The organism is Pseudomonas sp. 2995-1 (assembly GCF_002742505.1).
GTDB lineage: Bacteria > Pseudomonadota > Gammaproteobacteria > Pseudomonadales > Pseudomonadaceae > Aquipseudomonas > Aquipseudomonas sivasensis.
In genome coordinates this window covers 201,429-214,834 of record NZ_LJSA01000490.1, presented here as the reverse complement: position 1 = coordinate 214,834, position 13,406 = coordinate 201,429, and the positions used below count along the sequence as shown (strand labels likewise).

Here is a 13,406-nt window from a genome sequence, read left to right as displayed (position 1 = left end):
AAAACAACGATGAGGCAATCCCGTGGACAAGATCTTCCACCAACCACTGGGCGGCAACGAAATGCCGCGCTTCGCCGGCATCGCCACCATGATGCGTCTTCCCCACCTGCAATCGGCCAAAGGCCTGGACGCTGCTTTTGTCGGCGTGCCCTTGGACATCGGCACCTCGCTGCGTGCCGGAACCCGCTTCGGGCCGCGTGAAATCCGCGCCGAATCAGTGATGATCCGCCCGTACAACATGGCCACCGGCGCAGCACCGTTCGACTCGCTTTCCGTGGCTGACATCGGCGACGTGGCGATCAACACCTTCAACCTGCTCGACGCCGTGCGCATCATCGAAGAAGCCTACGACGAGATCCTAGAACACGATGTGATCCCCATGACGCTGGGCGGTGACCACACCATCACCCTGCCGATCCTGCGGGCGATCCACAAGAAACACGGCAAAGTCGGGCTGGTGCACATCGATGCCCACGCCGACGTCAACGACCATATGTTCGGCGAGAAAATCGCCCACGGCACCACCTTCCGCCGCGCCGTGGAAGAAGGCCTGCTCGATTGCGACCGCGTGGTGCAGATCGGCCTGCGCGCCCAGGGCTACACCGCGGAAGACTTCAACTGGAGCCGCAAACAGGGCTTTCGCGTGGTCCAGGCGGAAGAATGCTGGCACCACTCCCTCGCGCCGTTGATGGCCGAAGTGCGGGAGAAAGTTGGCGGCGGCCCGGTGTACCTGAGCTTCGACATCGACGGCATCGATCCCGCCTGGGCCCCCGGCACAGGCACTCCGGAAATCGGCGGGCTGACCACTATCCAGGCCATTGAGATCATCCGTGGTTGCCAGGGCCTCGACCTGGTTGGTTGTGATCTGGTAGAAGTTTCGCCGCCCTACGACACCACCGGCAACACCTCGCTGCTCGGCGCCAACCTGCTGTACGAGATGCTCTGCGTACTGCCCGGCGTGGCGCATCGCTGATGAGCTCGCACGAGGTGCTGCAAGCCGCCGCCGACCTGGTGGCGGCCTTCGCCCGCAATGACCGCGCCGCCTACTTCGGTGCGTTCACGGCAGATGCCAGCTTTGTGTTCTACACCCTCCCCCAACCGCTGCTCAGCCGCGATGCCTACCAGGCGTTGTGGGACAGCTGGCGCGCGGACGAGGGCTTCGAGGTGCTGTCCTGCACGTCGAGCAACCCGTCTGTCAGCCTGCAAGGTGAGGATGTGGCGATATTTATTCATGACGTGGCCACCGAGTTGCGCATGAACGGGGAGCAATTTTTCAGCCAGGAACGCGAGACCATTGTCTTCAAACGGCAAGGGCTACGCACACAACAAAAACAAGGCCTGTGGCTGGCCTGTCACGAACATTTGTCCGCTGTGCCGGAAGGGCTGCCGCCCCCTTAGCCAATGTGATCGGAGCTGATCATGAATAATAAAAACAACGAAAACAGTATTCGCAAGATTGAAACCAACGGGGTCGAACAGATCCCGGACCACGAACGTACCGCCAACCCCAAGGATCTGTTCCGTCTGATCTTCGGCGGTGCCAATACCTTCGCCACTGCCGTGCTGGGCTCGTTCCCAGTGCTGTTTGGCTTGTCATTCCAGGCCGGTGTCTGGGCCATTGTGCTGGGCGTGCTGCTGGGTGCTCTGATCCTGGCGCCTATGGGCTTGTTCGGGCCGATCAATGGCACTAACAACGCGGTGTCTTCCGGTGCGCACTTTGGGGTGCACGGGCGGATCGTCGGTTCGTTTCTGTCATTGCTGACGGCAATTGCCTTCTTCTCACTGTCGGTGTGGAGTTCAGGCGATGCGCTGGTCGGAGGTGCGAAACGCCTGATTGGCCTGCCGGAAACCGACCTGACCCTGGGCCTGGCCTACGGCCTGTTCGCCCTGCTTGTCCTCACGGTGTGCATCTACGGCTTTCGCTTCATGCTGTGGGTCAACCGAATTGCGGTGTGGGCGGCGAGCCTGCTGTTTTTGCTGGGGATCTTCGCGTTCGCGCCAGCCTTTGACAGCCACTTCTCAGGCAGCGTCGCCATGGGCCAGACCGGCTTCTGGGCCGCGTTTATCGGCGCTGCGCTGGTAGCCATGAGCAACCCGATTTCCTTCGGCGCGTTCCTCGGAGACTGGTCACGCTACATCCCCCGTGAGACGCCGAAACTGCGCATCATGCTGGCAGTGGTCCTGGCGCAAATCGCTACTTTGATCCCGTTCCTGTTTGGCCTCGCCACCGCGACCATCGTGGCGATCAAGGCACCGGATTACATCGCAGCCAACAACTATGTCGGTGGCCTGCTGGCGGTTGCACCCACCTGGTTCTTCCTGCCGGTGTGCCTGATCGCGGTGATCGGCGGCATGTCCACCGGCACGACCTCGCTATATGGCACGGGGCTGGACATGTCCAGCGTATTCCCGCGCCTGCTGTCGCGGGTCAAGGCCACGCTGCTGATTGGGGTGATGTCGATTGCCTTCATCTTTATCGGACGTTTCGCCGCCAACCTAGTGCAGAGCGTGTCGACCTTCGCCGTGCTGATCATCACCTGCACCACGCCGTGGATGGTGATGATGATCATCGGCCTGATCGTGCGCCGCGGCTTCTACTGCCCGGATGACCTGCAAGTGTTCACCCGCGGTGAAACCGGCGGGCGCTACTGGTTCAGCCATGGCTGGAACTGGCGCGGGCTGGGGGCCTGGATTCCGAGCGCGTTGGTGGGCCTGTGCTTCGTCAACCTGCCGGGGCAATTTGTCGGGCCGCTGGGCAATTTGGCCGATGGCATCGATATCAGCCTGCCGGTAACGCTGGGGTTGGCGTCAGTGGTGTACCTGACGTTGTTGCGTGTGTTCCCGGAGCCGGCCTCTGTTTATGGACCGACTGATCCACGCAGCAAGAGCATGGATTCGCTCGCTAAACCGGCGATGCAACACGCCGCCTGACCTCATAAAAAAGATAATCGGAGACTCGCCGTCATGGCTTTGGATTTATTCGTCGTACTCATCTACGCCGCCGGCATGCTCGTGCTCGGCTATTACGGCATGCGCCGCGCCAAGACCCACGAAGACTACCTGGTGGCCGGGCGCAACCTGGGCCCGTCGCTGTACATGGGCACCATGGCCGCGACGGTATTGGGCGGCGCGTCCACCGTCGGCACCGTGCGCCTGGGTTATGTGCATGGCATCTCCGGCTTCTGGCTGTGCGCCGCGCTGGGCATGGGAATCATCGCGCTGAACCTGTTCCTGGCCAAGCCGCTGCTCAAACTGAAGATCTTCACCGTCACCCAGGTGCTGGAAAAACGCTACAACCCCATGGCTCGCCAAGCGAGTGCGGTGATCATGCTGGCCTACGCGCTGATGATCGGCGTAACTTCGATCCTGGCCATCGGTACCGTGCTGCAAGTGCTGTTCGGCCTGCCGTTCTGGATCTCGGTACTGCTGGGCGGCGGCGTGGTGGTGGTGTACTCGACCATCGGCGGCATGTGGTCGCTGACCCTCACCGACATTGTGCAGTTCGTGATCAAGACCGTTGGCCTGATGTTTATCCTGCTGCCGATTTGCCTGTACCGCGTAGGCGGCTGGGATGAACTGGTAGCCAAGCTGCCGGCGTCGAGCTTCAGCTTCACCGCGATCGGCTGGGACACGATCATTACCTACTTCATGATCTACTTCTTCGGCATCCTGATCGGCCAGGACATCTGGCAGCGGGTATTCACCGCCCGTGATGAAAAAGTCGCCAAGTACGCGGGCACCTTCGCCGGTTTCTACTGCATCCTTTACGGCCTGGCCTGTGCGCTGATCGGCATGGCGGCCCATGTACTGATTCCGGACCTGGACAACGTCAACAACGCGTTTGCGGCCATCGTCAAACTGTCGCTGCCGGACGGCATCCGTGGGCTGGTGATCGCGGCAGCACTGGCGGCGATGATGTCGACGGCCAGCGCCGGCTTGCTGGCCGCCTCCACCGTACTGACCGAGGACCTGCTGCCGCGTTTGCGTGGTGGTAAGCAGTCGAGCCTCAACATCAACCGCCTGTTCACGATGCTGACCGGTATCGCCGTGCTGGGTATCGCGCTGGTAGTCAGCGATGTAATCAGCGCGCTGACCCTGGCCTATAACCTTTTGGTCGGCGGGATGTTGATCCCGTTGATTGGCGCGATCTTCTGGAAGCGCGCGACCACGTCGGGGGCGATTACGTCCATGACGCTGGGCTTTGTGACGGCGCTGGTGTTCATGTTCAAGGATGGGCTGGATGCGAACACGCCGATTTACTACAGCCTGGCGGTTGGGCTGGTGAGCTTTGTGCTGGTCAGTTTGTTGTCCCGGCGGTCGGAGGCGATGGCGACTCGGGTGGTTTGACGCCTCACAGAATCAAGAGCGGTTTCTTCAGCGGGCGCGACGTCGGATGTCGCGCCCGTTTTTTTATCGTCCAACTGACAGGTTTTGGTTTGCCTGGATGATTTCCTGGACCAGGGAGGCCCATACCAATCCTTGGGTTGTGCCTCCGGCATAGGTGCCTCCGGCGGCGATTTGATGATGGGCGGCCCAATAAACGATCGAAAGTCCATCTGAGGTGCCGGGCCTGGCACATTCGACAATATGCAAGTCGCCACTTTCGATTGCACTGCAATAAGACATTGGAAAGTGAAGAGAAACAGCGGCCAGACAGGCTGCCAGGATCTGCTCTTTGTACTCCGGCGCCGAATCGGGCGGGACCTGTCCACCGGAGACGAGAATGCAGTGCCCGTCCAAGCGGCAATTCATGACACCAATTGGCAGATCGTATTGAAGCTTGAGCCCCCGCATTTCAGCGCCTTCATTACCCACAGCAGGCAGCTTGAAAAACCAGCCGATGATCGCGATAACCTCTGGCTCCTCTACGCCCATGGCACTGACGACGAAATGTTCTTTGCTCAGCTCAGCAATTTGAACACGACTCAGATGCTGAGCCTGGAACTGAACCCCAGAGCACTGCAACAGCACCTCAATCTCATCCATTAGGTGAACAAATTCCACATCGTAGCCTGATACTTCAATAGCCCTACCGACTCCATGGATGCCACAAAGCGTGTGGAGTTGCTGCGGACTGATTTCTCGGAGCTCACCTCCAGGTTTGCCACTAGGCCACGGTCTGCTTTCGATCTCGCACTGCTCGCGTATTGCGACATCTACTTCACTGGTTGTCTCCGTATAAGCGCGCACAACCCGCGCTCGCGCAAATTGCTCCAGTGATGGGTTGTCAGCCAGAAATTTTTCAAACAACTCAATGCCGGCGCGGTTGCACTCAATGGCCAGATACTGATTTCCTGGGAGTAAATAGTCGTTATGTGGCGGCTTTGCAGTCGTCTCAGTTGCTGAAAGATGGCGCATATTCATACGCTTATGGCTGGCACCATCACTGTCCCGATTGCCTCCATAGACTGTTACCTGATAATTCGCCAAGCGAAACATCACGGCCTGGAGCAGGCCGTTGATCCCTCTGCCGATGATTGATACACGGGGCGCATCGGCATGTGCATGCAGTGTGGGGATCGTCAGTGAGCGTGCAAGTTTGCGCCTGACAAGGCCACGCAGGGCCATCAAGCTCAATTGAACAGCGACGGCATAATCAAGGTCGCAATGGCAGGCTTCGGTGGTTGCCGCCTGTGCAGTCAGCGTCGCCGGTCTGCGCCAGGTGGCGACACTGCAACCGAGCGCTTGTGTACGCATCCGAAACGCCTCCAATGTCGCAGGCCCGTAATCCAAGACAAGTTGGACGTCTTCAGCCAGTGAAAGGGATTGCAACGCATCGTCGCTGAAGACATCTGGTTTGGAGACGCAGATCAGACGCGCCTGCCTGTGCATACATTGAATCAGGGCCCGATCAATGCGATGCGCAGACTCATCATTCAGGGATAAACAAATGGCGATAGAACGGGCCCCTTGCAGTGCCTCGGACCAGTCCGACACAAATGAGACTCGGCTATCTGGACACGCCTGGCTGCGTGGACTCAACACTTTGATCCGAACATGCGGATCTCGATCAAGTAACAACTTGACCAGCTCTTTCCCCACATTTCCGTAACCCAGGACACAGATGTCTTGGGGTGTAGATCCATCGGCAAGTGTCAGCCAGTGCGCGATATAAGCCGCAACGTGCGGCGCGTTGACCCCAGGAGTGTTGACCACTCGAATGCCGTTTGACTCGCATAAATCCAACCGCACCTTATCCAGACTTGTGCCTCGGCGAATCAGACAGAGATCTCCAAATGGGTGGCTTAAACGCCATAGGTCGATGACCTCCCCATCGATAACCTGATCTCCAATAATGATCGTTGAAGGGCGCACGAGCCCGATCTGTAGCAGCAGCGCTTGCTTGGTTGAGTTCGGGGGGAAAAACACTACGTTGCTGGGTGCATCAGCCTTCCAACGGCTCGACGTAGGTGCGATATGTAAAATATTTTCGGTAGTGGCGATGAGTGACGCGGCACCTGGCGGAACGTGAGAGAGCAGCATAGTTTCGTCTCCAACAATTCTGACTGACTAATGCCTGGAGATAGGATTTAAATAAGTTGGGGCCAACACTTAAAACACTTAAAGCCCTAAAACTCACCCTTCATAAACCCGTCTTCTTCAGGAAGCTTTATATCAGCAAGCAGCACAAATCATTATTTAACAAAACTCAAACTACTCCGATATTTGAAATTAACTAACCCAACCGCTTCTGATAAACGGGTAGTCCAATTCCGGTCTTAAAAAAGCGCAGCCTGAATGGCACGTTCACTTAAGGACTACAACCCGTGTCTACGAGGCGTTACCCAACGAATATGTTCGGGAGGAATTTACTGCATCAGATGCACGCGGATGCTGCACCTGTTTTCCCTGAGTTCACCCAGCTGCCATTGGTCGGAACTGGTAGTTATCACAGTAGAAGGACCGCTGAGGGCCGTAATAGCCTGACATGGCCATTTCAAATCTGAAGAAATTGGCTTGGCTACCCGATAACCCATGAGGTGATGAAATGAAACAGCGCGATCCTAGCTACCCCGCTTCGTCAACAGTTCCACCGCAACTTAAGACAGGCGACCGCGTGCATATGAGCGGCCCCCACGCAGGCGTCTGCACTGGAATATACAAGCTCATGTTTTATAAAAACGGGACTTCATTTGCCACACTGCCCATAGAACGAGCATTTAAAGACTGGTTCGGCTTTGAAGTTCACGGAAGTTTCAATGGTGAGATGGAGGTAAAGGGCCATTATCACGATTGCGCCACTGACGAGGAGCACGTACATAGCTTCGGGTTTACCGAAGTCAGTAAAGGCGAATGAGGCAACTCACACGTCGTACAGCCATCCGATTTACCTGGCAGCGCTCCCACGACATAGAGAGGTATTCATCGCGCGAGCGCTCCCCGGGCCTCATCTGCGACGTGGGCGACGCTGCTCGTCATCCGTACGAATCGGCACCGGCTGCAGCGGAGGCTCGATCAAGCCCAGTGCAACGCCCAGATCATGGAGCCAGTTTTGGATTTTCTCTTTCATGGTTTGCCCCCTTTGAGGGTAATGCTTGTAGGCGCAAGCTATGTCGCCTTTTCCTACACTGATAGTAGCCCTAAGTCCTACATATTGCTTGAACGAAACCACAACGAACTATTACTGAATTCATCCGAATTCTGACGGACCGGTCAGGCAATGGCGCGGGTGTCTTTCATTACCGTCGCCTGGCCCTCTTGCTGCAAGTCGATCCACGCATTGAGGTTAGCGCCGAGCATACCCTTTCGCCACATCAACCAGGTGGTCGCAGTGGCAAAATGCCCTGTCAGTGGATGAACGGACACGCTGTCCTTGCCTGGCAGGCTGTCGAGCATGGCTTGGGACATCAACGCCACCCCTGAACCGGCAATCACGCAAGCGAGCATGCCTTGATATGACTCGATCTCAATCGCCCGCCCCATGGCTACGCGCTCGTGGGAAAACCAGCTTTCCAGGCGTGTGCGATAAGCGCAACTGCGTCGGAACGTAAACACCGAACGGCCGGCAACATCCTGGGGACCACGCACGGGTGGGTGGTCGGCTTCACAGATCAGCACCAGTTTTTCCTCGCATAACTGCACGCCGTCCAGGCTGGCGATGGTCAGCGGGCCGTCCACAAACGCTGCGTCCAGACGCCCCGTGATCAGGCCTTCCAGCAACTCACCACTGGGCGCTGACTGCACCTGCAGATTCACCATTGGGTAGGCCTTGTGATAACGCGCCAGCAGCTTGGGCAAATGCACTGCTCCAGTGCTGTACATGCTGCCCAGAACAAAGTCGCCGGCCGGTTGCCCACCTTGCACGGCGCCATGGGCTTCATCGTGCAGTGCCAGCAGACGGGTGCTGTAGTCCAGCAATATCTTGCCCGCCGGAGACAGCTGCAAGCGCTGACGTTCGCGCAGGAACAGCTCTACACCGAGCTGTTCCTCCATCTGTTTGAGTCGGGTCGATAGGTTTGACGGCACGCGGTGCAGGCGCTCAGCCGCGCGGGTGATGGACCCCTCTTCCGCCACGGCCTGGAAAATGCGCAATTGACTGAACTCCACGACTTTCTCCAAAACTGAATAAGTTACTCAATATTATTCAATTTTACAGAAAGTCAACACACCTTAGGCTGAGGGTCATTCGTTTCTCAGCAGGACACCTGACCATGTCACCCCTGATTCGCTTACTCGCCAGCTCCATCGCCCTGATGATGGCCATGGGCATTGGCCGCTTCGCCCTCACCCCACAAATGCCCCACATGCTTAGCGAAGGGCAGATCGACCTGACCGACGCCGGCCTGATCGCCGCCGCCAATTACCTCGGCTACTTCGTGGGCGCGGTGGATTCGATTTTCGCCCGCGGTCACCGCCATGTACGCGGTCGGCTGTACGGTGGGCTCTGGTTATGTGTGCTGCTGACCTTTGCGTCCTCTTGGGCCCATGGGTTCTGGCCCCATCTGCTGTTGCGCTTTGGCACTGGCGTGGCAAGTGCCTGGGCATTGGTGATGATCACTAGCTTGAGCCAGCCGCTGGCGCTCACCGCCGGACGCCCGCGTCTGGGTGCTCTGGTATTTGCCGGACCGGGCCTGGGGATTCTCTTGACCGGGCTATTGGCGCTCGGCTCAAACCTGCTGGGGCAAAACTCCGCCACGTTATGGTTGATCTATGGCGCTGTGGCGCTGCTCATGCTGCTGGCGATCCTGCCGTTTTTGCCACAGCCCTGTGCCAGCGCCCCTGGCACGGGTCATAGCGACGCGGGCAGCAACGGCAGCATCACGCACCTGTGCTGGATTTATGTGCTATTCGGACTGGGTTACATCATTCCAGCGACCTTCCTGTCACAGATGGCCAGCGCCCAGTTCAAAGGGGCCTGGCAGGCCGATCTGTTCTGGCCGTGCTTTGGCCTGCTGGCAGCGATTGGCGTGGGCGTGGCGACTCTGCGTCGCAAAGATCCAGACGCTACTCGCCGCTGGCTGATGACAACCCTGTGGCTGCAAGCGGCCGGAGTGTTCACGTGCTTGCTGGGCAATGGCTGGGGGTTGGCACTGGGCGTTCTGCTTTGCGGCGGTCCGTTCCTGGCCTGTATGCAATTGGTGATGGCGCGCTTGCGGGATGTGGCGCCCCACGGCTACCAGCGCAGCACCGGTCTGCTGACCGCCAGCTTTGCCATCGGCCAATTGAGCGGGCCCTTATTAGCGTCGGCGAGCAGCCATCTGAGCGGTGGCCTGCAACCGGCATTGGTGATTGCCGGTACAGGCCTGTTCTTGGCGGGGGGGATATTGGTTAGCCAGCAACCAAAGGCGCTTGCGTGCGCACCTGTTCGCGCCGTGACAGCGCCAGGAAAAACAGCCCTCCCAGGAAGCAGCCGGTAAACCAGGCGAAGTTGGCCATGCCCTGCAACGCCGGTGTGAAGGTGATCGCGACGCCCACCAGTGTTGCGGGCACCAGCGCCTTGACCGCTGTCCAGTTCACGCCGCCGTCGAAGTAATAGCGCCCGCTTGGGCTGTCATCGAACAGCGCATCTACATCGATTTTCTGTTTTTTGATCAGGTAGAAATCTACCAACAGAATCCCAAACAGCGGCCCGATAAACGCCGCGAGGATATCCAGGGTGTAGTGGATCATCAGCGGGTTATTGAACAGGTTCCATGGAGTGATAAAGATCGAGGCTACTGCTGCGATCATGCCCCCGGCACGCCAGCTGATTTTGCTTGGCGCGACGTTGGCGAAGTCAAACGCAGGGGACACAAAGTTGGCGACGATATTGATACCGATGGTCGCGGTCACAAAGGCAAATGCGCCAAGCAGCACGGCCATGTTGTTGTCGATACGCGAAACCGTGGCGATCGGGTCGTGGAGCATTTCGCCAAACACCGGCAAGGTGCCAGAGACGATCACCACCGTCACCAGGGAAAACGCCAGGAAGTTCACCGGCAGGCCCCAAAAGTTTCCGCGTCGCACATCCTGCATGCTGCGGCAGTAGCGGCTGAAATCGCCGAAATTCAGGGTTGGCCCAGAGAAGTACGACACCACCAGCGCCGTGGCTACGATCACTTGGCCGAACGCTTGCCAGCCCGACAGGGACTTTTCCGACAGAGTAAAGCTGATGTTCGACCAGCCAGCCTTCCACACAATCCAGCCAGCCAGGGCAAACATCACCGCATATACCACCGGCCCCGCCCAATCGATAAAGCGGCGGATAGACTCCATGCCGGCCCAGAAAACTGCAGCTTGCAGTACCCACAGGCTGAGGAAACCAAACCAGCCCAGGTAGGACAGACCGGCAAAATGCGGTTCTGCATACACCGCCATCTTTGGGAAAAAGCGCAACACCACGATGATCAAAGCGCTGGACGCCAGATAAGTCTGAATCCCGTACTAGGCCACGGCAATCAGGCCACGAATCACCGCAGGAATATTCGCGCCAAACACACCAAATGCGAGCCGGCAGATGACTGGATAAGGAACGGCGGCCTGCTGGCTAGGCTTAGCCACCAGATTGGCGATCAATTGCACGATGCAAATACCCGCGAGCAAGGCGATCAACACCTGCCAACTGGCTAGCCCCAAGGCGAACAGACTGGCAGCGAATACATAACCGCCGACGCTGTGCACGTCACTCATCCAGAAGGCAAAAATGTTGTACCAGTTCCACTTCTGCGGCAGTGGGCCCAGATCCTGGTTGTACAGGCGCGGGCTATAGCCTTTAGGCAATTGTTCGGTCATCGCTGGGCTCCTCGTAATACCGGCCTGCGCTTCCGTCACGGGGATGCATACGGGAGGCGGCCAGGTTTGTATACGAGACAGTCAGCAGAATGCGTGCCAATGGCACACAATCCCTCTACGACGGTGCACCAAAGGCGCTTATGACGGTTTAGTAGCGGGGACCGCGCTCAGCAACGGTGCACATAAATCCTGTACACAATCATCGGTGCACCCGATGTGCACACACGTGTCCAACCGTGCAACACACCGCTGTCAGGAAGGTGCCCCAGGCCATGTCCATCAGGGCCAAGCTCGCAGACCAGCCTTGCAGTGTGGCCCAGTTGCTCAGGTCATAGGTGCCATAGGCCACCAGACCCAGCAAGGCACCCAGACGCGCTGCGCGTTGCCAGTTGATGCTTGGCAAGACCACGAACACCACACAACCGAGGACATACAGGAGATAGAACAGCACTGCGGGCAATAGGCGGGGCTGATCAAGCATCAGCGGGCCCAGCAGGGATTTGTAGGTAGGGCCCATGAGGACGCCGAGCCAGAGGCCGTCGAGCACCAGAAAAGCAAGCAAGGTGCCGAGGTAGGCGAACAACGATTTTTTAGACATCAAGCGGACCTCTGTAGGAGCGAGCTTGCTCGCGAAAATATCTCAGGCCCATCGCGGTATCGGATGTACCCTTTTCGCGAGCAAGCTCGCTCCTACAGAAGAGCAAACCCTACTCAGCTTAGTTCAATGCGATCCGCGTGAATCACGATCTGACCCTGCTTGTAGAGCGCACCAATAGCCTTCTTGAAGTTACCCTTGCTCACGCCGAACAAGTTGCTGATTACTGCCGGGTCGCTTTTATCGCTGACCGGCAACGTGCCGTTGTTTTCGCGCAACTTGGCGAGGATCTTCGAGTTGAGGCTGGAGGCCGCTTCCTGGCCGACCGGTTGCAGGCTCAGGCTGATGTTGCCATCGGCGCGGATCTCTTTGATGAAGCCTTTCTCTTCCTTGCCGGGACGCAGGAACTTGAACACTTCGTTCTTGTGGATCAGCCCCCAGTGTTTGTTGTTGATGATCGCCTTGAAGCCCATATCAGTGGCTTCGGCCACCAAGAGGTCCACTTCCTGGCCCACAACGTAGTTGGCCGGCGTCTTGTCCAGGTAGCGGTCAAGGCGCGCGGTGGCGGTAATACGCTTGGTGTGCTTGTCGAGATAGACGTGCACCACGCAGTATTCACCGGCGGTCATCTGACGTTTTTCTTCCGAGTACGGAAGCAAAAGGTCCTTTGGCAGACCCCAATCGAGGAACACGCCAATACTGTTGACTTCCACCACTTTCAAACTGGCAAATTCGCCGACTTGAACTTTGGGTTTTTCGGTGGTGGCGATAAGTTTGTCATCGCTGTCCAGGTAAATAAAAACGTTAAGCCAGTCTTCATCTTCACTGGGAATATCTTTTGGGATATACCGATTAGGCAAGAGGATTTCGCCATCTTGCGCACCATCAAGGTACAAACCGAAGTTGGTGTGTTTAACCACTTGTAAGCTGTTGTAGCGCCCGACTAGAGCCATTTCCAATACCCTCATTGCGTGGGCGGCATTCTACCCGAGTTGCGCCCGCGACGCGCGCACGCCTGAAAAATCGCGGCCTGGCATGGCCCTACGATGGCATCGCTCCGCTCGTCCGATCATTCGGCTGAGTTTTGCCCTTCCACCAGCACTGCTTTGCTAGGTGGTTTCGAGTCAAAACAGTAAGTTAGGGCCTAATTTCAACGATGAACTTCGGTTATTTCCAACCGCGCCACTTATTCCCAGGGGATATTTGCCAAGCAATTGTCAAGTATTTCCTGTACGATGCCTGGCCAAGTTAATTTTCTACAGGTTAGTGGCCGCCATGCGCGTAAAAGCATCCAACAGCAAAGCAAAGCCAGCTCCAGCCGTTGAAACCAGCGAATCGATCAACAGCCAAATCGCTGCTTTCCTCAAGTCCGGTGGCGAAATCCAGCAAATTGCAAAAGGCGTGAGCGGCCAGACTTTCGGCCCGTCCAAGCAGATCAGCCTGGGTAAAAAGTAACACCGCGCAAAATATCTGGTCCCTAAGCGTCTTGCCTCCAAGGCGCTAGGACTAGAGCCCGAAACACCCTCTTTCTACATTCAATATTGCGTTAATCGACGAACGGGCCTCATCGCCTGGCATTCGCCGGTATCCTTGCACACGT

Annotated in this window: 12 protein-coding genes and 1 pseudogene; 7 read left to right on the top strand and 6 right to left on the bottom strand. The window is 57.5% G+C overall.

Annotated elements, in window-relative coordinates; genetic code table 11:
- The first annotated feature begins 22 nt into the window (after positions 1-22).
- Genes speB through AOA61_RS25570 form a run of 4 tightly spaced genes read left to right on the top strand, consistent with a single transcriptional unit; the run spans position 23 to position 4,347 of the window.
- Positions 23-973, top strand: a complete 951-nt coding sequence (gene speB / locus AOA61_RS25585; protein ID WP_032887762.1) for an agmatinase — start codon at positions 23-25, stop codon at positions 971-973.
- On the top strand, positions 973-1,398 hold the full coding sequence (locus AOA61_RS25580) for a nuclear transport factor 2 family protein (protein ID WP_099602993.1): 426 nt from the start codon (positions 973-975) through the stop codon (positions 1,396-1,398). Before speB ends, AOA61_RS25580 begins: the two co-directional genes overlap by 1 nt.
- A gap of 21 nt (positions 1,399-1,419) precedes the next feature.
- Positions 1,420-2,931 (top strand): cytosine permease, encoded by a 1,512-nt coding sequence (locus AOA61_RS25575; RefSeq protein ID WP_099602992.1) that lies wholly within the window; start codon positions 1,420-1,422, stop codon positions 2,929-2,931.
- A gap of 33 nt (positions 2,932-2,964) precedes the next feature.
- On the top strand, positions 2,965-4,347 hold the full coding sequence (locus AOA61_RS25570; protein WP_095185405.1) for a sodium:solute symporter: 1,383 nt from the start codon (positions 2,965-2,967) through the stop codon (positions 4,345-4,347).
- A 63-nt stretch (positions 4,348-4,410) separates the two neighbouring features.
- Here the strand turns inward: AOA61_RS25570 and AOA61_RS25565 are convergent, their stop codons facing one another.
- Positions 4,411-6,483, bottom strand: coding sequence for an FAD-dependent oxidoreductase (locus AOA61_RS25565; RefSeq protein WP_099602991.1), 2,073 nt, complete (start codon positions 6,481-6,483; stop codon positions 4,411-4,413).
- A gap of 505 nt (positions 6,484-6,988) precedes the next feature.
- Between AOA61_RS25565 and AOA61_RS25560 the strand changes: the two genes are divergently transcribed.
- Positions 6,989-7,297 carry a hypothetical protein gene (locus tag AOA61_RS25560; protein WP_099602990.1) on the top strand — a complete coding sequence of 103 codons (309 nt, stop codon included), beginning with the start codon at positions 6,989-6,991 and terminating at the stop codon, positions 7,295-7,297.
- 90 nt (positions 7,298-7,387) lie between these two features.
- On the opposite strand, the gene AOA61_RS32400 is transcribed toward AOA61_RS25560, so the two are convergent.
- Together AOA61_RS32400 and AOA61_RS25555 are read right to left on the bottom strand one after the other, a co-directional pair.
- The gene (locus AOA61_RS32400; RefSeq protein ID WP_003193089.1) at positions 7,388-7,510 is read right to left on the bottom strand and encodes a PA1414 family protein; all 123 of its coding nucleotides are present in this window, start codon (positions 7,508-7,510) and stop codon (positions 7,388-7,390) included.
- Between the two features lie 143 nt (positions 7,511-7,653).
- Entirely contained in the window at positions 7,654-8,547 is an 894-nt protein-coding gene (locus tag AOA61_RS25555) for a LysR family transcriptional regulator (RefSeq protein WP_032887750.1), read from the bottom strand.
- Positions 8,548-8,651: 104 nt separating this feature from the next.
- On the opposite strand from AOA61_RS25555, the gene AOA61_RS25550 reads away from it, so the two are divergent.
- Positions 8,652-9,857: an MFS transporter gene (locus AOA61_RS25550; RefSeq protein WP_099602989.1), complete on the top strand. Its 1,206-nt coding sequence runs from the start codon at positions 8,652-8,654 to the stop codon at positions 9,855-9,857.
- Here AOA61_RS25550 and AOA61_RS25545 read toward each other — a convergent pair.
- From AOA61_RS25545 to AOA61_RS25535, 3 genes and pseudogenes are all read right to left on the bottom strand, one after another.
- Positions 9,769-11,211: pseudogene (locus AOA61_RS25545) on the bottom strand (NCS1 family nucleobase:cation symporter-1). The gene AOA61_RS25550 and the pseudogene AOA61_RS25545 sit on opposite strands and share 89 nt — an antisense overlap.
- A gap of 199 nt (positions 11,212-11,410) precedes the next feature.
- Complete coding sequence (locus AOA61_RS25540) at positions 11,411-11,809, bottom strand: DUF2177 family protein (protein WP_032887744.1); 399 nt, start codon at positions 11,807-11,809, stop codon at positions 11,411-11,413.
- A gap of 113 nt (positions 11,810-11,922) precedes the next feature.
- A complete protein-coding gene (locus AOA61_RS25535) occupies positions 11,923-12,759 on the bottom strand; it encodes a S1 RNA-binding domain-containing protein (RefSeq protein ID WP_032887742.1) in 837 nt (278 codons plus the stop codon).
- Between the two features lie 322 nt (positions 12,760-13,081).
- Between AOA61_RS25535 and AOA61_RS25530 the strand changes: the two genes are divergently transcribed.
- Positions 13,082-13,261, top strand: a complete 180-nt coding sequence (locus AOA61_RS25530; RefSeq protein WP_003193095.1) for a hypothetical protein — start codon at positions 13,082-13,084, stop codon at positions 13,259-13,261.
- Positions 13,262-13,406 lie beyond the last annotated feature (145 nt).

Coding starts and splice junctions, on each gene's coding strand:
- AOA61_RS25580 (WP_099602993.1), top strand. CDS start 973: ATGAGCTCGCACGAGGTGCTGCAAGCCGCCGCCGACCTGGTGGCGGCC.
- AOA61_RS25575 (WP_099602992.1), top strand. CDS start 1,420: ATGAATAATAAAAACAACGAAAACAGTATTCGCAAGATTGAAACCAAC.
- AOA61_RS25570 (WP_095185405.1), top strand. CDS start 2,965: ATGGCTTTGGATTTATTCGTCGTACTCATCTACGCCGCCGGCATGCTC.
- AOA61_RS25565 (WP_099602991.1), bottom strand. CDS start 6,483: ATGCTGCTCTCTCACGTTCCGCCAGGTGCCGCGTCACTCATCGCCACT.
- AOA61_RS25560 (WP_099602990.1), top strand. CDS start 6,989: ATGAAACAGCGCGATCCTAGCTACCCCGCTTCGTCAACAGTTCCACCG.
- AOA61_RS32400 (WP_003193089.1), bottom strand. CDS start 7,510: ATGAAAGAGAAAATCCAAAACTGGCTCCATGATCTGGGCGTTGCACTG.
- AOA61_RS25550 (WP_099602989.1), top strand. CDS start 8,652: ATGTCACCCCTGATTCGCTTACTCGCCAGCTCCATCGCCCTGATGATG.
- AOA61_RS25540 (WP_032887744.1), bottom strand. CDS start 11,809: ATGTCTAAAAAATCGTTGTTCGCCTACCTCGGCACCTTGCTTGCTTTT.
- AOA61_RS25535 (WP_032887742.1), bottom strand. CDS start 12,759: ATGGCTCTAGTCGGGCGCTACAACAGCTTACAAGTGGTTAAACACACC.
- AOA61_RS25530 (WP_003193095.1), top strand. CDS start 13,082: ATGCGCGTAAAAGCATCCAACAGCAAAGCAAAGCCAGCTCCAGCCGTT.